Source organism: Streptomyces sp. WAC 01529 (genome assembly GCF_003945545.1).
Lineage (GTDB): Bacteria > Actinomycetota > Actinomycetes > Streptomycetales > Streptomycetaceae > Streptomyces > Streptomyces anatolicus.
In genome coordinates, this window is the sequence record NZ_CP029617.1 from 4,950,257 (window position 1) to 4,969,168 (window position 18,912).

Below are 18,912 nucleotides of genomic sequence, written 5' to 3' on the forward strand. Positions count from 1 at the left end.
GGCTGCTGACGGGTCGGAGAGGGCGGCTGGCGTGTCCGGAGAGGCTGACGAGTCGGAGAGGGTGGCTGGCGTGAGGGACGGGCTTGAAGTGGGGGCAGACGTGGCTGAGGGGCGGGAAGAGCGGTTGCGGCGGTGGCGGCTTGTGTTGGGCGGGGCCGAGGGGGAGGGGACGGGGTGTGTGCTTGCGGGGCGGGATGCGGCTATGGATGGCGCGCTCACCGCGTTGTACGGGGCGGGGAGTGGGAAGGACGGCCGGGGGCGGGAGCGTGCGGCGGGGCTCGGGGGGTCGGCGCCGTCCGTGGCGCGCTGGCTCGGGGACATCCGGACGTACTTCCCCTCGTCCGTCGTCCAGGTCATGCAGCGCGACGCCATCGACAGGCTCGGCCTCTCCACGCTGCTCCTGGAGCCGGAGATGCTGGAGGCCGTGGAGGCGGACGTGCACCTGGTGGGCACGTTGCTCTCCCTCAACAAGGCCATGCCCGAGACGACCAAGGAGACCGCGCGGGCCGTCGTGCGCAAGGTCGTCGAGGAGTTGGAGAAGCGGCTCGCGACGCGGACCCGTTCCACGCTCACCGGAGCGCTCGACCGCAGCGCGCGCGTGAGCAGGCCCCGCCACCACGACATCGACTGGAACCGCACGATCGCGGTCAACCTCAAGAACTACCTGCCGGAGTACCGGACGATCGTGCCCGAGCGGCTCATCGGGTACGGGCGGGCCTCGCACTCCGTGAAGAAGGAAGTCATCCTCTGCATCGACCAGTCGGGCTCGATGGCGGCGTCCGTCGTCTACGCCTCGGTGTTCGGCGCCGTGCTCGGCTCCATGCGCGCGCTCAACACCCGGCTCGTCGTCTTCGACACCAACGTCGTCGACCTGACCGAGCAGCTCGACGACCCGGTGGACGTCCTCTTCGGCACGCAACTGGGCGGCGGCACCGACATCAACCGCGCCCTCGCGTACTGCCAGTCGCGGATCACCCGGCCCGCCGACACGGTCGTCGTCCTCATCAGCGACCTCTACGAAGGCGGCATACGCGACGAGATGCTGAAGCGGGTCGCGGCGATGAAGGCTTCCGGGGTGCAGTTCGTGACGTTGCTCGCGCTCTCCGACGAAGGGACACCCGGGTACGACCACGAGCACGCGGCGGCGCTCGCCGCGCTGGACGCACCTGCCTTCGCCTGCACGCCGGACCTCTTCCCGGAGGTGATGGCCGCGGCGATCGAGCGGCGACCACTTCCCATACCGGACACGGCCGCAGCGAACGGGACATGAGTGTGCATCGGGAGCAGGGGGCTTGCGCGGGGCCGGGCGTTCCGTGCGAGGATCGGCGCGCCGTGCGTGCGGAGTGACGCGTTCCGCAGGCCTGACGCTTCATCGCAGCAGAGGAATCTCTCCGTCTTGATCCCCGCTTCCGCAGCCGTTCCGTCCGGGGCCGCCGTGCGTGTCGTGCGCGCGGTGGCCGGGCGGCGCGCGTTGCGGGTGGCGTTGCGGGTGGCGCTGCTGCTCGGGGGGTTGCTCGTCCTCGGGTTCCTGTTCGGGGAGCGGGCGCAGGCGGCGGATGGGCCGCTGCGGCCGGCGGAGCGGGTTCAGCCCGGGACGCGGGCCGTCGCGGAGCAGCAGGCGCGGCTGGATTCCGGTGCGCTCTCCTCCGCTTCCTCTTCCGCTTCCTCTTCCGCCTCCGCTTCCGCTTCCGCCTTCGCCTCCGCTCCCGCCCCTGACCCCGCCTCTGCTTCCGTCTCTGCCTCCAGCTCCGTCTCTGCCCCCGCTCCGGCCTCCCGCGCCGTGCGGAACATCGCTGAGCCTGTGGCCGATCCGGCTGTCGATGCGGTGGATGCAGTGGATGCGGTCGATGCGGTGGTCGTGCCGGTCGTGGAGCCTGTTGTGCGGCGTGCCCCGCGTCCCGTGGGTGAGGGTGTTGACGACGTCGCCGATGCGGTGCGCAAGGCGCCGCCCGCGGCGGAGCTGCTTCCCGAGCAGCCGTTGCCGGGGCCAGGCCTGGACCCCGGTCACGGTGCCGAGCCCGCGCCCGCCCCGGGCCCCGCGCCCGCCCCGGGCCCCACGCCCTCCCCTGCCCCCACCCCGGCGTCCGCCCCCGAGGCACACGCAGAAGCAGGACCGCAGGGCCACGGCGGCCCCTGTCACGGCCTCGGCCGGCAGGGTGGCCGTCAGGGTGGCCGTGACGCAGGCGCGGGTGAGTACAGGACGGCGCGCGTGCCTTCGCCTCCGTCCGGGCCGGTCGCGCCCGGGGGCAGCCTCGGTGGCGCCACCGCCGTTGACGGCGGTGCCTCGCGGCACGGTGATCTGCATGCCGCCGCGCTCGACGGGCGGGCGCCGGTTCGGCTCCTCGCGGGACCCGGGTGTGCCGCGGGCCCCTTCCCGACGTGCGACAGGCACCGGGACATTCCCGAATTCCCTGGCTAGGGCAGCCCTTTCCCCGCGATGACCTGCCGCGCGGGGGCGGAACAGGTCTGCCCGCCGGTCCGTGGACTCCCCGGACCGGATCCGAGCCAGAGCACGAATTCGAAGGATCTGACGTAAGCATGAACAAGAACATCCGCCGTTCCCTCGTCATAGCCGCCGGTGTCACCGGGGCGTGGGCCCTCGGCTCCGCCGTCGCCAGCGCCGACGAGCTGCCGCAGCACTCCGTCGCGGTGCCGGACCAGGCGTCCGACGCGGTCTCCGACGTCACGGGTGACGTCGCCCGCGTGCCCGGCGATACCGCCGACGTGCGGGACAAGGCGTCCGACCTGCGGGACAGCGCGTCCGACGTACGGGACAGCGCGTCCGACGTGCGGGACAAGGCGGCCCACGTACAGGACGAGGCGCCCCACGCCCGTGGCGCCCAGGGCAAGCTCTCCCAGCCCAAGGCCCCCACCGCCCCCACCGCGCCCGCCACCCCCGCCCCCTCCGCCACCGCTGACTCCCTGAACGACGACGTCGACTACCTCTTCGGCCCCCTCTCCACCTTCGCCCCGCACCTCACGCAGGCCCCTGCCGAGGCCCAGGACACCGCCACCCCCATCGCCGACGAGACCGCCGCCGCCGTGCTGCCGCCCATCGCCGCCACCGCCGTCGACGGCGTCGTGCCGGTCGCCGGGCAGGCCGTCGGGGACGTGGCCGGGCTGGCGCGGGGCGTGGTCGGCGACGTACGGCCGTTCGCGGGCGGGGTCGTCGGTGAGGTCCCGCCGTTCACGCGGGCGGTCGTGGGCGAGGACGTCCAGCCCTTCGCGGACGGCGTCGTCGGCTCGGTCACGCCGCTCGTGCGGACGGTCGCCGACCAGGTGCGGCCCGTCGTGCGGGGCGTCGGCGGCAGCGCCGAGGGGCTGGCGCGGGGTGTGACCGGTGATGTCCAGCCGTTCGCGGGCGGCGTCACCGCGCGGATCCAGCCGTTCGCGCAGGACCTGACCGGCGGCACCGTCACCCCCCACGCCCGGACCCTCGCGGGCCACGCCGTCACCGGCGTCCAGGACGTGGCCGACGACGTGACGCCGAGCTACCTGCCGAGCGAGGGCCCGGCGTACGACTCGGTCGCCTCGTACGCCCCGTACGCCATTTGATCGCCGGTGCAACGGAAGCAATCGCCGGTGCAACGGAAGTAAACGGGCGGCCCCTGCCTCAGCAGGGGCCGTCCCCCGTTCCCGCCCCCGCGCCTTCGCGGCAGCGATCTGTGACCGTCATCACCGCCCAAATGTGATCTGCGATTTAGGGACCCACGTCCCACGGCGATAACCTGCGGGACGGACATGCCGCGTACTGGACTCCGTCCTACGCCTCCCTTGTGACAGCGCAGTCACGTTGCCCTCCGCGGCACGCCCACGCAGACAGCTGACACCAAAGCAGCGAGATCGCAGCGAGATCACGGATTAGGGACGGACGCGCGTGGACCTGTTCGAGTACCAGGCGAGGGACCTCTTCGCCAAGCACGGTGTACCGGTGCTGGCCGGTGAAGTCATCGACACGCCTGAGGCGGCGCGCGAGGCCACCGAGCGTCTTGGCGGCAAGTCGGTCGTCAAGGCGCAGGTGAAGGTCGGTGGCCGAGGCAAGGCCGGCGGCGTGAAGCTGGCGGCGAACCCGGACGAGGCCGTCGCTCGCGCGACGGACATCCTCGGCATGGACATCAAGGGCCACACGGTCCACAAGGTGATGATCGCCGAGCTGTCTCCGGAGATCGAGGCCGAGTACTACGTCTCGTACCTCCTCGACCGCACCAACCGCACCTTCCTGGCGATGGCCTCGGTGCAGGGCGGCATGGACATCGAGGAGGTCGCGGAGAAGACCCCCGAGGCCCTCGCGAAGGTCCCGGTCAACGCCGTCGAGGGCGTGACCATCGAGAAGGCCCGCGAGATCGTCGCGCAGGCGAAGTTCCCGGCCGACGTGGCCGAGGGTGTCGCCGAGGCCATGGTGACCCTGTGGGAGACCTTCGTCGCCGAGGACGCGCTCCTCGTCGAGGTCAACCCGCTGGTGAAGACCAAGGACGGCCGCATTCTGGCCCTGGACGGCAAGGTCTCGCTCGACGAGAACGCCGACTTCCGCCAGCCGGAGCACGAGGCTCTCGAGGACAAGGACGCAGCTAACCCGCTCGAAGCTGCTGCCAAGGCCAAGGGCCTCAACTACGTGAAGCTCGACGGCGAGGTCGGCATCATCGGCAACGGCGCGGGTCTCGTCATGAGCACCCTCGACGTCGTCGCGTACGCCGGTGAGGCGCACGGCGGCGTGAAGCCCGCCAACTTCCTCGACATCGGTGGCGGCGCCTCCGCCGAGGTCATGGCGAACGGCCTGGAGATCATCCTTGGCGACCCGGACGTCAAGTCCGTATTCGTCAACGTCTTCGGTGGCATCACCGCGTGCGACGAGGTCGCCAACGGCATCGTGCAGGCCCTGGAACTGCTCGCCTCCAAGGGCGAGAAGGTCGAGAAGCCGCTGGTCGTGCGCCTCGACGGCAACAACGCGGAGCTGGGTCGCAAGATCCTGAGCGACGCCAACCACCCGCTCGTGCAGCGCGTGGACACCATGGACGGCGCGGCCGACAAGGCCGCCGAGCTCGCGGCTGCGAAGTAAGGGAAGAGGTTAAGACACCACCATGGCTATCTTCCTCAACAAGGACAGCAAGGTCATCGTCCAGGGCATGACCGGTGCCACGGGCATGAAGCACACCAAGCTCATGCTGGGTGACGGCACCAACATCGTCGGCGGCGTGAACCCGCGCAAGGCGGGCACGAAGGTCGACTTCGACGGCACCGAGGTCCCGGTCTTCGGCTCCGTCAAGGAGGCCATGGAGAAGACGGGCGCCAACGTCTCCGTCCTCTTCGTGCCGCCGGCCTTCTCCAAGGCCGCCGTCGTCGAGGCGATCGACGCCGAGATCCCCCTCGCCGTCGTCATCACCGAGGGCATCGCCGTCCACGACTCCGCCGCCTTCTGGGCGTACGCGAAGTCGAAGGGCAACAAGACCCGCATCATCGGCCCGAACTGCCCCGGTCTCATCACCCCGGGCCAGTCGAACGCCGGCATCATCCCGGGCGACATCACGAAGCCGGGCCGCATCGGCCTGGTCTCGAAGTCCGGCACGCTGACGTACCAGATGATGTACGAGCTGCGTGACATCGGCTTCTCGTCGGCCGTCGGCATCGGTGGCGACCCGGTCATCGGCACGACGCACATCGACGCCCTGGAGGCGTTCGAGGCCGACCCCGACACCGACCTGATCGTGATGATCGGTGAGATCGGCGGCGACGCCGAGGAGCGCGCGGCGGAGTACATCAAGGCCAACGTGACCAAGCCGGTCGTCGGCTACGTCGCGGGCTTCACGGCGCCCGAGGGCAAGACGATGGGCCACGCCGGCGCCATCGTCTCCGGCTCCTCCGGCACGGCCGCCGCCAAGAAGGAGGCCCTCGAGGCCGCGGGCGTCAAGGTCGGCAAGACGCCGACCGAGACGGCGAAGCTGGCGCGAGCCATCCTGGCCGGCTGACCCAGCCTTCGAAAGAGCGGGCCCGCACCTCTTGTGAGGTGCGGGCCCGCTTCTCATTTCTCCGGGGCGCCTCGCGGCGGGCGCTACTTGGCCTGGGGGACGAGGCGGTGGGGCCCGCTCGGCACCTCCCCGCGGAGTTTCGCGCGCAGTTCCTCCTCCTCGTACGTGAGGGGGCCCGGGCCCATGAGGGGCGGCACGCCGCTGACGGCCCGGCCCGGGGCCTGCGGGGGCTCGTAGTGGGTGGGGGCCGTGCGCAGGGTCAGGGCCGTGGCGCCGATGATCAGGGTCGTGAAGGCGATGGCCGCGCGGGTCCAGACGCGGGCGCGGTGCTCGCCGGTGATCCTGACCCGTTCCGGTTTCGGCGGCCGGAGCTTCTCCGCGCCGCCCAGCGCGGCGAGGCGCCGGTGCAGTGTCTCGGGCTCGGCCAGGTCGGGCAGCCGCTCGGCGATGGCCTCGCGCGCGTGCAGGAGGCGGTTCGCGGCGGTGGGCGTGCTCGCCTCCGTCTCGGCCGCGGTCTCCGGCAGGTCGAGGCCGACGCCGTCGTAGAGCAGCAGGGTGCGGCGCTGGGCGGGTGACAGGCTCAGGAGTACGTCGAGGAAGGCGCGGTCGGCCGGTTCGGCGGGCGGGGCGTCCGGGCGCCGCAGGGAGGGGCGGAAGCTGTGCCAGGGCGACATCGCGTACTCGTGCACGGCGGCGCGGACCCAGCCCGCGGGGTCGCGGTCAACGGCCACCTCGGGCCAGCGGTACCACGCCTGCTGGAAGGCGCGCTCCACCGCTTCCTGCGCCAGGGTGCGGCGTCCCGTGAGCACGTAGGCCTGGCGGACCAGGGCGGGGGCCGTGTGGGCGCAGAGGGCGTCGAAGGCTTGTGCGGGGGTGGCGGGCCGAGCGGGGGTGGGGGGCTGTGGGGCCGAGGGCTCGGGGGTGGCCTCCGCTGCGGGCTCGGCGTCGGCTTCCGGGGCGGGCTTGGGCTCGGGCTCGGGGGCGAGGGTGAGGGCGAGGGGTGACGGCTGGTGGGCGTGGCCGGTCACCGCGACCGGGGCCGGGGCCACTGCCGTCGGGGTGTACGGTTTCGCCGCGCGTTTGACCGGGGGCTCGGGTCTAGTCGTCGACCGGCTGCCGTCCGTGCGGGGCGCCTGCCTGTTCCGCCGTGGAGCGGCCTGTTCCTCCGCCAGGGCGTTCAGGAGCTTCGCGTACGCCTCATGGGAGCGGCCACGGGGGTGCGTGCGGCCCTTTTCCCAGGAGCGGACCGTTTCGCGCGTGACGCCCAGCTTCGCGGCGACATCGGCATGGCTCAGCGACTTCGCCTCGCGCAGCCTGCGGCGTTCCTTGGGGGACGGCAGAGACGTGGCAGGGCTCTGGGGCATGTCGGGTTCTCCGCAGCGTGGGCCGACGTGCGACGGGCGGCCGGGCGCAGCCGATCCGCCGTACGAAAAAGTACATAAACGTATATTGAGCGACACATCCGATATTCGCCTGTTACGGGAAGAAAGCGCGTGTCGTTGGGAGCATGGGCCGGTGACCCAGACGACCGATCACAGCGCCTCGTCGCCGCCGTTGCTGTCGCGTGAGCACACGCCCGTCCGTTCCCCCGGGTTCGCCACCTGCCTGGCGGGCGGGGCCGTCGCGGCGGGCCTGGGGCTCGGCGCGCTCGCCGTCCTGGTGATCGTCCTGTGGATCAGTTCGCCGTATCCGGACAGCGGTCCCGACGGGGCGCTGCACGTCGCGGCGGGGCTGTGGCTGCTCGCGCACGGCACGGAACTGATCAGGACGGACACCCTCGCCGGGCCGCCCGCGCCGGTCGGCGTGACACCGCTGCTCCTCGTCCTGCTGCCGGGCTGGCTCGTGCACCGCGCGGCGCGGGACGCGACGGCCCCCGAGGAGCGCGGGCACCCGGCGCGGACCGCCTGGTGCGGGGTGGTGAGCGGCTATCTGCTGGTCGGCGTGGCCGCGGCGCTGTACGCGACGGGCGGCGAGCTGCGGCCCGACCTGGTCGGCGCGGCGATCCATGTGCCGCTCCTTGTGGCGGTGGCGGCGGCGCTCGGGGTGTGGACGGCGCACGGCTGCCCGCGCGGGCCGCTCCCGGTCTCCCTGCGGCCCGCGCTGGCGGCGCTGCCCCAAGGGGTACGGGCTCATTGCGTACGAGGGGTCTTCGTGCGCGGCACCACGCTTGCCGTGGCGCGGGCCGGTCTTGTGGGGGCGGCGGTGCTCGTGGTCGGCGGCGCGGTGCTGGTCACGGTGTCGATCGCGCTGCACGCGGGGCTCGTACGGGAGTCGTTCGCGCAGGTCACCGACGTGTGGTCGGGGCGGTTCGCGGTACTGCTTTTGATGCTCGCGCTGGTGCCGAACGCGGGGGTGTGGGGCGCGGCGTACGGCCTCGGCCCCGGCTTCGTACTCGGTACGGGGAGCGTGGTGAGCCCCCTCGCGGCGGACGCGGTGCCGATGCTGCCGGCGTTCCCGCTGCTCGCGGCGGTGCCTTCGCAGGGGCCAGGGTCGCCGCTCACCTGGGCGGCCGGGGCGGTGCCGGTGGGGGCGGGGCTCGCGGTGGCCTGGTGCGCGGTCCAACTGGCGGCGCCCGCGTTCGGGGAGCGGGAGGAGGCCTGGTCACGGAGGCGCACGGCGGCGGCAGCGGCGATGGCGGCGGCGATGTGCGGGGCGACCATGGCGGGCCTCGCGGCGCTGGCGGGCGGCCCGATGGGAGTGGCGGTATTGGCCGACTTCGGCCCGGTGTGGTGGCAGACGGGCGCGGCGGCACTGGCGTGGACGGCGGTGGTGGGGGTGCCGGGGGCATTGGCGTTGCGGGGGTGGCGGGTGCGGGTGCGGGTGCTGGCCGGGGCGCCTCAAGCGGGGGTGCCTGGTCCCGGGGGCGGGGTGGGGGCTTCCCGTGGCCGCGCGCTGATCGGGGCGCCGAGGGCGCTGGGGCGCCGGGTTTGGCGTCGGGGTTCGGGGCTCACTGGGCCCGGTGCCGGGCCGACTGACGCGGGGGGATCCCCCGGTGCGGTGCCCGCCGGGCCGTCCGACAGCGAGCCCTCGCCCGGCGCCACCCGCCGGGCCTGGCTCCCCCCGAGGCGGGAGCGGCTGCCGCAGCCCGCAACGGAGCACGACGGACGCCCGCGCCTGGGGTTGCCCCGCGTCAGCCTTCCTTGGCGGAGCCGAGCCACCACGGACACGCCCTCGCCCCAGGAGACGGCTGCGGAGCCGGGCCCGCGGCCGAGCGAGGACACCCCTGGCCCCGAACCCTCCAACCCCTCCGAGCCTCCTGGACTCCCCGAACCCCCCGCCACCCCGCCCGACTTCGAGCCGTACAGCTTTCTGCCCGAGAAGGCGGCGCCCCCGCGCGCCAAGCGTCCCGACCTCCCCTACGACGACGCGTCCCCCTGGCACGACGACGCGTTCCGCGAGGCCCGCTGGCGGGCGTTGAAGGAGGCGGGGGAGGAACAGCCGCCCGAGTCACCCAAGTCACCTGAGTCGCCCGAGCCCCACTGAAGCGACCCCCGGCCCCACCCGCACAGAAGACCCACCCGCACAGAAGGCCGCCCACACAAAAGGCCCGCCCCCTCCCCGCATCGCGGAGTAAGGGCGGGCCCGAGTCCAGGGAAGCCTTAGTCCTGCTCCCCCAGGAGCGGACGCAGCTGCTTCGGGAGCAGTTCCTCGCAGGACTGCTTCGACGTGCTGGTGAGCGCGTCGTCCACGCACGTGTAGTAGTCCCGGTACACCAGCTGCGCCGTGAACGTCCCCGCCACCATCAGCAGCGCCAGCGCCCCCGTGACCAGGCCACTGATCGCGGCCGTCGTCTGCGGGCGCGTCGTCGAGGGAGGCCCGGCCGCGCCGCCCGGAGCGGCGGCGGCAGGCGCCGGGGCCGTCGGGTCCTGCGTACGCGGCTTGGCGCGCAGCGACTGGATGGCCCAGTTCAGCGCGAGCGCACCGAGCAGCAGCGCCACGTACCGCCAGCCGAAGAGCGCGAAGAAGAAGGCCCACATGCCCGAGAGCAGGGCGTAGCGCGCACGGCGCTGGGCCGGGTCCGTCGGGTCCCAGCGCAGGCCACCGCCGCCGGGACCGGAGGGGCCTTCCTTGCCGGGCCCGCCGCCCTGCTGGCCCGGGCGCTCGCCGAAGCCGCCCGGGGAGCGCCCGGGCTGGCGGTCGCTCCACTGGCTGCCCCACGGGGAGCCGGTGGAGCCGTCGTCCGAGCCGTCGGGCGAGGGCGAGGAACCGTCCGAGGGGCGGCGCGGCTGCCACGGCCGGTCCGGCGTCCCCTCCGGCGGCGGCGCGAAGGGGTTGTCGTCGTCCTTGCCCGTCCCCCGGGAGCCCGGGCCCCGGGACTCCGGTCCCTGGGAGTCGGGATCCTGCGGTGGAGACGAAGGGCGGCTACGGTCCGGCATCAGGTGTGCGTCTTCCCCTAGGTAGGTGTTCGGCGCCTTTCCCCCAGACGCTACCTTCCGTCCGCGCCCCCGTCCCGTGAGGGGCGGTTCCGTGTGCCGGTATCGTTGCTGGCGGTCGGCCGCTTTGGAGAGTTCCCCGTATCGCGGGGCCCGAAGCCTTCGTACGACCGTACAAAGACGCATCTCCCGAGAACTCCCGAGAAAGGGCCCCGCTGTGGCCGAGAGCGCTGTGGACCCGCGCCCCAAGCGACTCGTCGTGCTGGTCTCAGGGTCGGGCACGAACCTGCAGGCCCTGCTCGACACCATCCACGCCGAGGGGCCGGGGGCCTACGGGGCCGAGGTCGTCGCCGTCGGCGCCGACCGTGGCGGCATCGCGGGCCTGGAGCGCGCCGAGCGCGCCGGGATCCCGACCTTTGTCTGCCGGGTGAAGGATCACGCGACCCGCGAGGAGTGGGACGCCGCCCTGACGGCGGCGACCGCCGCGCACGAACCCGATCTGGTCGTCTCCGCCGGGTTCATGAAGATCGTGGGGAAGGAGTTCCTCGCGCGCTTCGGCGGGCGGTTCGTGAACACCCACCCCGCGCTGCTGCCCAGTTTCCCGGGGGCCCACGGCGCGCGCGACGCGCTCGCGTACGGCGTGAAGGTCACCGGCTGCACCGTCCACTTCGTCGACGACGGCGTCGACACCGGCCCGATCATCGCCCAGGGCGTGGTCGAGGTCCGGGACGAGGACGACGAGAGCGCTCTGCACGAGCGCATCAAGGAAGTCGAGCGCACGCTGCTCGTCGATGTCGTGGGGCGTCTGGCCCGGCACGGCTACCGCATTGAGGGACGAAAGGTTCTTATCCCGTGACCGCCGAAGCTATGAACACCGCGAACGCCGCAGGCACCGACGGCACGCGGCGCCCCATCAAGCGCGCCCTCGTCAGCGTCTACGACAAGACCGGCCTGGAAGACCTCGCGCGCGGCCTGCACGAGGCGGGCGTCGAGCTGGTCTCCACCGGTTCGACCGCCGCGCGGATCGCCGCCGCCGGGGTGCCCGTCACCAAGGTCGAGGAGCTGACCGGCTTCCCCGAGTGCCTGGACGGCCGCGTCAAGACCCTGCACCCCAAGGTCCACGCGGGCATCCTCGCCGACCTGCGCCTGGCGGACCACCGCCGCCAGCTCGACGAGCTGGGCGTCGAGCCCTTCCAGCTGGTCGTCGTGAACCTCTACCCCTTCAAGGAGACCGTCGCCTCCGGGGCCACCCCCGACGAGTGCGTCGAGCAGATCGACATCGGCGGCCCCTCGATGGTCCGCGCCGCCGCCAAGAACCACCCCTCCGTCGCGGTCGTCACCGACCCGCAGCGGTACGCCGACGTCCTCGCGGCGGTCAAGGCGGGCGGCTTCGACCTGGCCGCGCGCAAGCGGCTCGCGGGAGAAGCGTTCCAGCACACGGCCGCGTACGACGTCGCGGTCGCCGGCTGGTTCGCCGAGGGGTACGCCGCCGCGGACGACTCGGGCCACCCCGGGTTCCTCGGCGCGACGTACGAGCGCAAGAACGTCCTGCGCTACGGCGAGAACCCGCACCAGGGCGCCGCGCTCTACGTCGACGGCACGGGCGGTCTCGCCGAGGCCGAGCACCTGCACGGCAAGGAGATGTCGTACAACAACTTCACGGACACGGACGCCGCGCGCCGTGCCGCGTACGACCACGACGAGCCCTGCGTCGCGATCATCAAGCACGCCAACCCGTGCGGCATCGCGATCGGCGCGAACGTCGCCGAGGCGCACCGCAAGGCGCACGCCTGCGACCCGCTCTCCGCGTTCGGCGGCGTCATCGCCGTCAACCGTCCGGTGAGCAAGGAGATGGCGGAGCAGGTCGCCGACATCTTCACCGAGGTCATCGTCGCGCCCGAGTACGAGGACGGCGCCCTAGAGGTCCTCACCCAGAAGAAGAACATCCGCGTGCTGCGCGCCCACCGGGCGCCGTCGAGCGCGGTCGAGGTCAAGCAGATCGACGGCGGCGCGCTGCTCCAGGTCACCGACCGCCTCCAGGCCGACGGCGACGACCCCGCCAACTGGACGCTCGCCACGGGCGACGCCCTGAACGAGGGCGAGCTGGACGAGCTGGCGTTCGCCTGGAAGGCGTGCCGCGCGGTCAAGTCCAACGCGATCCTGCTCGCCAAGGACGGCGCCTCGGTCGGCGTCGGCATGGGCCAGGTCAACCGCGTCGACTCCGCGAAGCTCGCCGTCGAGCGGGCGGGCGAGGAGCGGGCGCGCGGTTCGTACGCCGCCTCCGACGCGTTCTTCCCCTTCCCCGACGGTCTGGAGATCCTGACCGCCGCGGGCGTCAAGGCCGTGGTGCAGCCGGGCGGTTCGGTCCGCGACGAGCTGGTCGTGGAGGCCGCGAAGAAGGCGGGCGTCACGATGTACTTCACGGGGACGCGGCACTTCTTCCACTGAGCCGCGTCCGACGTGCGACTGAACTGAGCCGCATCTGACCCGCATACGACGGTGGCCGCGCCCTTCCTCCAGGAAGGACGCGGCCACCGTCAGTGCCCCGTGCGGGCCAAGTCGCTCAGTAGCGCGGCCGGTTGAACCACGCGGTGCCGCTGGGGACGACCGGGGCCATCGTGATGACGACGGCGAAGACGACCCAGATGAGCGGGCCGATGATCGCGCTCGCGAGGCCCGAGTCGAGGCCGACGAAGAGGCCGATGAGGCCGACGATCCCGCCGAGCGCGCCGTAGATCACGGTGGTGATCCGCACGCCCTGGCCGCCGCGGCTGAACTTCACGCCGAGCGTGATCGACAGCGCCGCGAACCCGGCCGCGATCAGCGCGCCGATCACGGCGATGCCGGTCAGCGCGTCACCGCCGTCACTCACACCGCCGAGGCCGAAGTCGTCGGCGTTGTCGGAGACGTCGTTCGCGATCGCGGCGACGTAGAGGTAGATGATCGCGAACAGGATCTGCACCGCCGAGATCAGGAACAGGAAGACGCGCGCGGTGACCAGGAGACCCGGCATCGACTGCGGCATCATGTTGCCGCCCGGGTAGCCGGGGTACGCCGGCTGCTGCGGGTAGCCGTAGCCCTGCTGCGGCGGGACGCCGGGCGGGGCCTGCTGGGGGTAGCCGTATCCGGGAGCGGGCGGGGGCTGCTGGGGCGGCTGCCCGTAAGGGTTGTTCGGGTCGCCGTAACTCATGGCGGTCTTCCTCCGTCGGGTAGTGCGGGGACGACGCGGCACATCACGGAGGAATGTTCTACAGATGCGGTCCGTCCCCCCGACACTGCCCGCGGCACTGTGCCGCTCATCGTTCTTTAGGCCCGGCTTATTTGTCCAGCCGCATTCGGTATGTGTTGTGCAAGTGCAACCTCGCTGATCAGCGGGCGGGACCGCCGGGGCGCCCTGATTGGTACCGGGCGGGTCTCATCCGGGAAGATGGGGTCATGACCGCCCAGATTCTCGATGGCAAGGCCACCGCAGCCGCGATCAAGTCCGAACTGACCGCCCGCGTGGCGGCCCTGAAGGAGAAGGGCGTCACGCCCGGACTCGGTACCGTCCTGGTCGGCGACGACCCGGGCAGCCAGAAGTACGTCGCGGGCAAGCACCGCGACTGCGCGCAGGTCGGCATCGCCTCCATCCAGCGCGAACTGCCCGCCACCGCCTCCCAGGAGGAGATCGAGGCGGTCGTACGCGAACTGAACGAGGACCCCGCCTGCACCGGCTACATCGTCCAGCTCCCGCTGCCCAAGGGCATCGACGAGAACCGCGTCCTGGAGCTGATGGACCCGGACAAGGACGCCGACGGACTGCACCCGATGAACCTCGGCCGTCTCGTCCTGAACGAGCCGGCCCCGCTGCCCTGCACCCCCTACGGCATCATCCGGCTGCTGCGCCGGCACGACGTGGAGATCAAGGGCGCCGAGGTCGTGGTCGTGGGCCGCGGCGTGACCATCGGCCGGCCCATGCCGCTCCTGCTCACCCGCAAGTCCGAGAACGCGACCGTCACGCAGTGCCACACCGGCACCCGTGACCTGGCCGCGCACCTGAAGCGGGCCGACATCATCGTGGCCGCCGCGGGCGTCCCGCACCTCATCAAGCCCGAGGACGTGAAGCCGGGCGCCGCCGTCCTGGACGTCGGCGTCTCGCGCGACGAGAGCGGCAAGATCGTCGGCGATGTCCACCCCGGCGTCGCCGAGGTCGCCGGGTGGATCTCCCCGAACCCGGGCGGCGTCGGCCCGATGACCCGCGCCCAGCTCCTGGTCAACGTCGTCGAGGCCGCCGAGCGAATCGCCGCCGCGAGCTGACCCGGGGAAGGGGCGAGCGCATGAACGCAGAACCTGAGCCGGAGACCAGACCGGTCCCGGAGGCCGAGCCCGCTCCCGAGGCCGAGCCCGCTCCGGAGGAGGCCGTGCACGCCAAGGGCACGGTCAGCGCACCCGGACCGGACGGGCAGCCGCGCAAGGTCTCGCGCCGCTTCCCGCTCTTCACCCGGGACACGGCACGGCCCGAGGGCGGCGGCCGCGCGGCTTCCGGCGACGCGCCCGCGCCCGCCCGGCAGTGGCCGCTGCTGAGCGTCGCCTCCGTGGTCGGGCTCGGACTGCTGCTCACCGCGCTCGACGTCTTCCGCGTCGGCACGATGCTGGTGGGCGTCGCGCTCATCGGCGGCGCCGTGCTGCGGTGGGCGCTGCCGGACGTGGGCATGCTGGCGGTGCGCTCGCGCTTCACGGACATGGTCACGTACGGCGCGCTGGGCGTCGCCATCGTGCTCCTCGCGATGATGGCGCAGCCCCATCCGTGGCTGGAGATCCCGTTCCTGGACGACACGCTGCACTTCACGATCGACAGCTAGCCGCAGCTGGGCGACGGTGACCCGTCCTCCCCCGAGGGGACGGGCCACCGCTGGTCAACGACGCTACGCGCGCCCCCGCCGGGCGTCGTCCCCCGCTCGGCGGAGATCCCGCTGCTCCCGCCGTCGTATCCGCGCGGTTCCTACAACTTCCGCGGTACCGCGGGAGGTTGACGTTCCGCCGGCCGCACGCGGGTTACGCTGCGGCGATGCGGATGCGCCCCCTCGTCGTCGACGCGCTCATCGCGGCCGCCCTGACCACGGTGGCGGTGCTGCTCGGCCAGGAGTCCGTGCGGCAGGGCTGGCCCGCACTCGACGCCACCGGTTACGCGTTGGTGGCGCTGGCCAATCTCCCCGCAGTGCTGCGCGGCAAGGCGCCGCTCGCCGTGCTCCTCTTCATCCACAGCGTGTGGATCGTCTACGTCACGGCCGGCTACTGGCCCGTCCTGAACACCTTCGCCCCCATGCTCGCCCTCTACACGGTCGCGTCGCTGCGCCCCGCCCGCGTCTCCCTGCCCTGCGCGGTGCTGTTGGGCGCCGCCTGGATCTACGCGGGCCTTGTGACGGACGGCTCGACCATGACCGCCGTCGTCGCCCAGGCCATCGGCTTCCCCCTGGTGATCTGGCGCTTCGGGTACGCCGCCCGCCGGACGGCCGAACTGGCCAGGCAGCTCAAGCGGGAGCAGGACGAGCGGGCCCGGCGCGAGGTCGCCGAGGAGCGCGGCAGGATCGCGCGCGAGCTGCACGACGTGGTCGCCCACCACATGTCGGTGATCTCCGTGCAGGCGGGCCTCGCCACGTTCGTCTTCGGCTCGGACCCCGCCACGGCGCGCGCCGCGCTCGGCACCATCGCCGGGACCAGCGGCGAGGCCCTCGAAGAGCTGCGCCGCATGCTGCGGGTGCTGCGCGCGGAGGAGCCCGGAGACGGCGGGGACGGCGACGGGACCGGCGGGGACGGCCCCGCGGCGCCCATGCCCGGCCTGGCCCGCCTGGGCGAGATGGTGGAGCGGGTGCGGGCGGGCGGCGTCCCCGTCGAGCTGCGCGTCACGGGAACCCCTCGCCCGCTGGCCCCCGGTATCGAACTGTGCGCGTACCGCGTGGTGCAGGAGGCCCTGACCAACGTACTGAAACACGCCCACGGCGCCTCATCGGCCGTCGAACTCGTCTACCGGGAACGGCATATCGAGGTTTCGGTCAGCAACGACGGGCAGGGGGTGATTCAGGACAGAGTGCGCACCGGCAGTGGACACGGCTTGATTGGGATGCGGGAGCGGGCCAAGCTCTACGGCGGGACGATCAGCATCGGCCCGCTGAGCGAGGGGGGATTCGCCGTGCGTCTCACCCTGCCGACCTCGGCGCGGGCCGAGGCTCGGGGGGACGACGGGGCGGGATGACCGCTCGGGGGGACGACGGGGCGATGACCGGATGACCGGCTCCATCAAGGTACTTGTCGTCGACGACCAGTTCCTCATCCGCGCGGGGCTGGTCGGTCTGCTGCGCGCCGCGCCCGGCATCGAGGTCGTCGGCGAGGCGGGCGACGGGGACGAGGCCGTCGAACTCGCCGCCCGGACCCGGCCCGACGTCATCCTCATGGACATCAGGATGCCGGGCATGAACGGCATCACGGCCACCGCGCGGATCCTCGCCGAGGCCCCCGAACCGGCCCCGCGCGTCCTGGTGTTGACCACCTTCGACCTCGACGAGTACGTGTACGGGGCACTGCGCGCCGGTGCCTCCGGCTTCCTGCTCAAGGACTCCGGGCCCGAACGACTCCTTGCCGCGGTGGCCGCGGTCGGTGGCGGCGACGCGCTCTTCGCGCCCAGCGTGACGCGCCGCCTCGTGGAGGCGTTCGCGCGGCAGACCGCGGGGCCCGGCGGCGACGAGGGCGAACCGCTGCCCGACCTCGCGGCGCTGACCCTGCGCGAGGTGGAGGTCCTGAAGCTGATCGCGCGCGGTCTGACCAACGCGGACATCGCCGAGCGGCTCTACATCAGCGAGGCCACCGTCAAGACGCACCTCAACCGCACGATGAGCAAACTCGGCCTGGACAGCCGGGCGCAGGCGGTGGTGGTCGCGTACGAGACGGGGCTCGTCAGGCCGGGGACCCCGGGCTGAGCGCGCGACGGGACGGCGCCCGTCCTCTCCCCCGTGGGAGGACGGGCGCCGCCGTTCGGTGAGGGTGTTCCGGCGGATCGCTGGGACTCCCGGAATCTCCCGATGTAAGCGGTGCGTTCCGCTCGAGATCCAGAGTCATGGACGCGCCAATCGCGTTCAAGGGATGCCCTGGCCCTGTGGCACGGAGGTGACCATTCCGCAACGGTGTTCGCGGCCTGCAACGAGCCTGATCCGAAAGTCCGGTCGATTGTCCGGGGCGCCGGGAACTGACAGCGTTGCTCCGCGCATCCCTCTGGGTAGCGTCGGAGGGCGGACGCCGGGCACCGGCGGGGGTGGGGAGGGGAACGTACGGGGGCAGGACAGGCACGTACGGGGGGAAGAGGGGGAGCAATGCCTCGTTGGAAGGCGCTGCCGGACGAACTCGGCCCGGAGGTCAGGGAGTTCACCGACCAGTTGCGTAGGCTCGTCGACCACAGCGGTCTGAGTATCGCGGCGGTCTCGGACCGGACCGGCTACAGCAAGACGTCGTGGGAGCGCTATCTGAACGGGCGGCTGCTCGCGCCGAAGGGCGCGGTCGTCGCGCTCGCCGAGGTGACGGGCACGCAGCCGGTCCACCTCATCACCATGTGGGAGCTGGCGGAGCGGGCCTGGAGCCGTTCCGAGATGCGGCACGACATGACCATGCAGGCGATACGGATCTCGCAGGCACGGGCGGCGCTGGGGGAGCTGGGGGAGCCGGGCCGGGCACGCCCGCCGTCGGAGCCGAAGGCGAAGGCGCGCAACGGCACCGGGGGCGTCGGGAGCCTCACCGGTGTGGCCGGGCCGGCGGGCGTCTCACCCACGGTGCCGCCACAGGCTTCACCTACGGTGCCGCCACAGGACTCGCCCACGGTGCCTCCGCAGGCCTCGCCCCCCTATGGCGCGGCCTCCTCTTCGTACGCTGATGTGTCCACGTCGGCCTTCGGCGCGGCACCGGCACCGGCAGCGGGAACGGCACCGGCGGCCGTATCGCCCGACGGGCAGCGGCGGCGGCGGAAGCTGACGATGTTCCTCGCGGGCGTGGTCGGGGCGCTCGTCGTCATCGCGGCGGCGCTCTTCCTCACGGACCGGGGCGGCGACGGCGAGGAGAAGGCCGGGACCGAGCCGTCCGCGTCGCCGACCACGAGCGACGCCAAGCTGCCCGCCGGGGTGGAGTGCCGGGGCGCGGACTGCGCGGGCAAGGACCCCGAGAACATGGGGTGCGGCGGCGAGCTGGCGAGGACGACCTCGCGGGCCACGGTCGGCAAGACGCTGATCGAGGTGCGGTACAGCAAGACGTGCGCGGCCGCGTGGGCGCGGATCACCCAGGCGACGCCGGGTGACGAGGTCACGGTCACGGGGTCGGGCGGCGGCGCGTCGGCCAAGCAGAGGGGCACGGTGAACGAGGACTTCGACGCGTACACCCCGATGGTCGCGGTCAAGGCGGGGACCACGGCCAAGGCCTGCGCGGTGCTGACGTCGGGGGAGAAGGGCTGCACGGAGTAGGCGAAAAAAAGTGGGGTGCGGAGGTGCATGACCTCGAAAGGGGAGGGCAGGCGGAACGTACCCCCACGGGAGTGGTCACACCCCCACGGCGGCCGTCAC

Annotated in this window: 15 protein-coding genes; 12 read left to right on the forward strand and 3 right to left on the reverse strand. The window is 72.6% G+C overall.

Annotation, left to right across the window (positions count from 1 at the left end):
* Nucleotides 1-88: 88 nt before the first annotated feature.
* From DMA15_RS22425 to sucD, 4 genes are all read left to right on the forward strand, one after another.
* Nucleotides 89-1,270, forward strand: a complete 1,182-nt coding sequence (locus tag DMA15_RS22425; RefSeq protein ID WP_125517940.1) for a VWA domain-containing protein — start codon at nt 89-91, stop codon at nt 1,268-1,270.
* Between the two features lie 1,268 nt (nt 1,271-2,538).
* Nucleotides 2,539-3,555, forward strand: coding sequence for a hypothetical protein (locus tag DMA15_RS22440; protein ID WP_125514541.1), 1,017 nt, complete (start codon nt 2,539-2,541; stop codon nt 3,553-3,555).
* A 322-nt stretch (nt 3,556-3,877) separates the two neighbouring features.
* Nucleotides 3,878-5,056, forward strand: a complete 1,179-nt coding sequence (gene sucC, locus DMA15_RS22445) for an ADP-forming succinate--CoA ligase subunit beta (RefSeq protein ID WP_125514542.1) — start codon at nt 3,878-3,880, stop codon at nt 5,054-5,056.
* 22 nt (nt 5,057-5,078) lie between these two features.
* Entirely contained in the window at nt 5,079-5,963 is an 885-nt protein-coding gene (gene sucD / locus DMA15_RS22450) for a succinate--CoA ligase subunit alpha (protein WP_125514543.1), read from the forward strand.
* Between the two features lie 83 nt (nt 5,964-6,046).
* On the opposite strand, the gene DMA15_RS22455 is transcribed toward sucD, so the two are convergent.
* The gene (locus tag DMA15_RS22455) at nt 6,047-7,327 is read right to left on the reverse strand and encodes a helix-turn-helix domain-containing protein (RefSeq protein WP_125514544.1); all 1,281 of its coding nucleotides are present in this window, start codon (nt 7,325-7,327) and stop codon (nt 6,047-6,049) included.
* A 151-nt stretch (nt 7,328-7,478) separates the two neighbouring features.
* On the opposite strand from DMA15_RS22455, the gene DMA15_RS22460 reads away from it, so the two are divergent.
* Nucleotides 7,479-9,446 (forward strand): DUF6350 family protein, encoded by a 1,968-nt coding sequence (locus DMA15_RS22460; RefSeq protein ID WP_125514545.1) that lies wholly within the window; start codon nt 7,479-7,481, stop codon nt 9,444-9,446.
* A 116-nt stretch (nt 9,447-9,562) separates the two neighbouring features.
* On the opposite strand, the gene DMA15_RS22465 is transcribed toward DMA15_RS22460, so the two are convergent.
* On the reverse strand, nt 9,563-10,339 hold the full coding sequence (locus DMA15_RS22465; RefSeq protein ID WP_240659894.1) for a hypothetical protein: 777 nt from the start codon (nt 10,337-10,339) through the stop codon (nt 9,563-9,565).
* A 214-nt stretch (nt 10,340-10,553) separates the two neighbouring features.
* Here DMA15_RS22465 and purN point away from each other — a divergent pair, with 214 nt between their 5' ends.
* Together purN and purH are read left to right on the forward strand one after the other, a co-directional pair.
* Nucleotides 10,554-11,192 carry a phosphoribosylglycinamide formyltransferase gene (gene purN, locus DMA15_RS22470; RefSeq protein WP_240659895.1) on the forward strand — a complete coding sequence of 213 codons (639 nt, stop codon included), beginning with the start codon at nt 10,554-10,556 and terminating at the stop codon, nt 11,190-11,192.
* Between the two features lie 11 nt (nt 11,193-11,203).
* Entirely contained in the window at nt 11,204-12,784 is a 1,581-nt protein-coding gene (gene purH, locus DMA15_RS22475) for a bifunctional phosphoribosylaminoimidazolecarboxamide formyltransferase/IMP cyclohydrolase (RefSeq protein ID WP_125517942.1), read from the forward strand.
* Nucleotides 12,785-12,899: 115 nt separating this feature from the next.
* Here purH and DMA15_RS22480 read toward each other — a convergent pair whose 3' ends face one another.
* Nucleotides 12,900-13,526: a hypothetical protein gene (locus tag DMA15_RS22480; protein ID WP_125514546.1), complete on the reverse strand. Its 627-nt coding sequence runs from the start codon at nt 13,524-13,526 to the stop codon at nt 12,900-12,902.
* A 245-nt stretch (nt 13,527-13,771) separates the two neighbouring features.
* Here DMA15_RS22480 and DMA15_RS22485 point away from each other — a divergent pair, with 245 nt between their 5' ends.
* The 5 genes from DMA15_RS22485 (at nt 13,772) to DMA15_RS22505 (ending at nt 18,813) form a co-directional block, all read left to right on the forward strand.
* Nucleotides 13,772-14,632 carry a bifunctional methylenetetrahydrofolate dehydrogenase/methenyltetrahydrofolate cyclohydrolase gene (locus DMA15_RS22485; protein WP_125514547.1) on the forward strand — a complete coding sequence of 287 codons (861 nt, stop codon included), beginning with the start codon at nt 13,772-13,774 and terminating at the stop codon, nt 14,630-14,632.
* Between the two features lie 20 nt (nt 14,633-14,652).
* Complete coding sequence (locus tag DMA15_RS22490; RefSeq protein ID WP_125514548.1) at nt 14,653-15,177, forward strand: DUF3017 domain-containing protein; 525 nt, start codon at nt 14,653-14,655, stop codon at nt 15,175-15,177.
* A 206-nt stretch (nt 15,178-15,383) separates the two neighbouring features.
* Nucleotides 15,384-16,568 (forward strand): sensor histidine kinase, encoded by a 1,185-nt coding sequence (locus tag DMA15_RS22495; RefSeq protein WP_125514549.1) that lies wholly within the window; start codon nt 15,384-15,386, stop codon nt 16,566-16,568.
* Nucleotides 16,569-16,599: 31 nt separating this feature from the next.
* Nucleotides 16,600-17,289, forward strand: a complete 690-nt coding sequence (locus DMA15_RS22500) for a response regulator transcription factor (protein ID WP_125514550.1) — start codon at nt 16,600-16,602, stop codon at nt 17,287-17,289.
* A 390-nt stretch (nt 17,290-17,679) separates the two neighbouring features.
* Nucleotides 17,680-18,813 (forward strand): XRE family transcriptional regulator, encoded by a 1,134-nt coding sequence (locus DMA15_RS22505; RefSeq protein ID WP_125514551.1) that lies wholly within the window; start codon nt 17,680-17,682, stop codon nt 18,811-18,813.
* The last annotated feature ends 99 nt before the right edge of the window (nt 18,814-18,912 follow it).

Bases quoted from the DNA above. Each gene is read 5' to 3' on its own strand.
- DMA15_RS22440 (WP_125514541.1), top strand. From the start codon at position 2,539: ATGAACAAGAACATCCGCCGTTCCCTCGTCATAGCCGCCGGTGTCACC.
- sucD (WP_125514543.1), top strand. From the start codon at position 5,079: ATGGCTATCTTCCTCAACAAGGACAGCAAGGTCATCGTCCAGGGCATG.
- DMA15_RS22455 (WP_125514544.1), bottom strand. From the start codon at position 7,327: ATGCCCCAGAGCCCTGCCACGTCTCTGCCGTCCCCCAAGGAACGCCGC.
- DMA15_RS22465 (WP_240659894.1), bottom strand. From the start codon at position 10,339: ATGCCGGACCGTAGCCGCCCTTCGTCTCCACCGCAGGATCCCGACTCC.
- purH (WP_125517942.1), top strand. From the start codon at position 11,204: ATGAACACCGCGAACGCCGCAGGCACCGACGGCACGCGGCGCCCCATC.
- DMA15_RS22480 (WP_125514546.1), bottom strand. From the start codon at position 13,526: ATGAGTTACGGCGACCCGAACAACCCTTACGGGCAGCCGCCCCAGCAG.
- DMA15_RS22485 (WP_125514547.1), top strand. From the start codon at position 13,772: ATGACCGCCCAGATTCTCGATGGCAAGGCCACCGCAGCCGCGATCAAG.
- DMA15_RS22490 (WP_125514548.1), top strand. From the start codon at position 14,653: ATGAACGCAGAACCTGAGCCGGAGACCAGACCGGTCCCGGAGGCCGAG.
- DMA15_RS22495 (WP_125514549.1), top strand. From the start codon at position 15,384: ATGCGGATGCGCCCCCTCGTCGTCGACGCGCTCATCGCGGCCGCCCTG.
- DMA15_RS22500 (WP_125514550.1), top strand. From the start codon at position 16,600: ATGACCGGCTCCATCAAGGTACTTGTCGTCGACGACCAGTTCCTCATC.
- DMA15_RS22505 (WP_125514551.1), top strand. From the start codon at position 17,680: ATGCCTCGTTGGAAGGCGCTGCCGGACGAACTCGGCCCGGAGGTCAGG.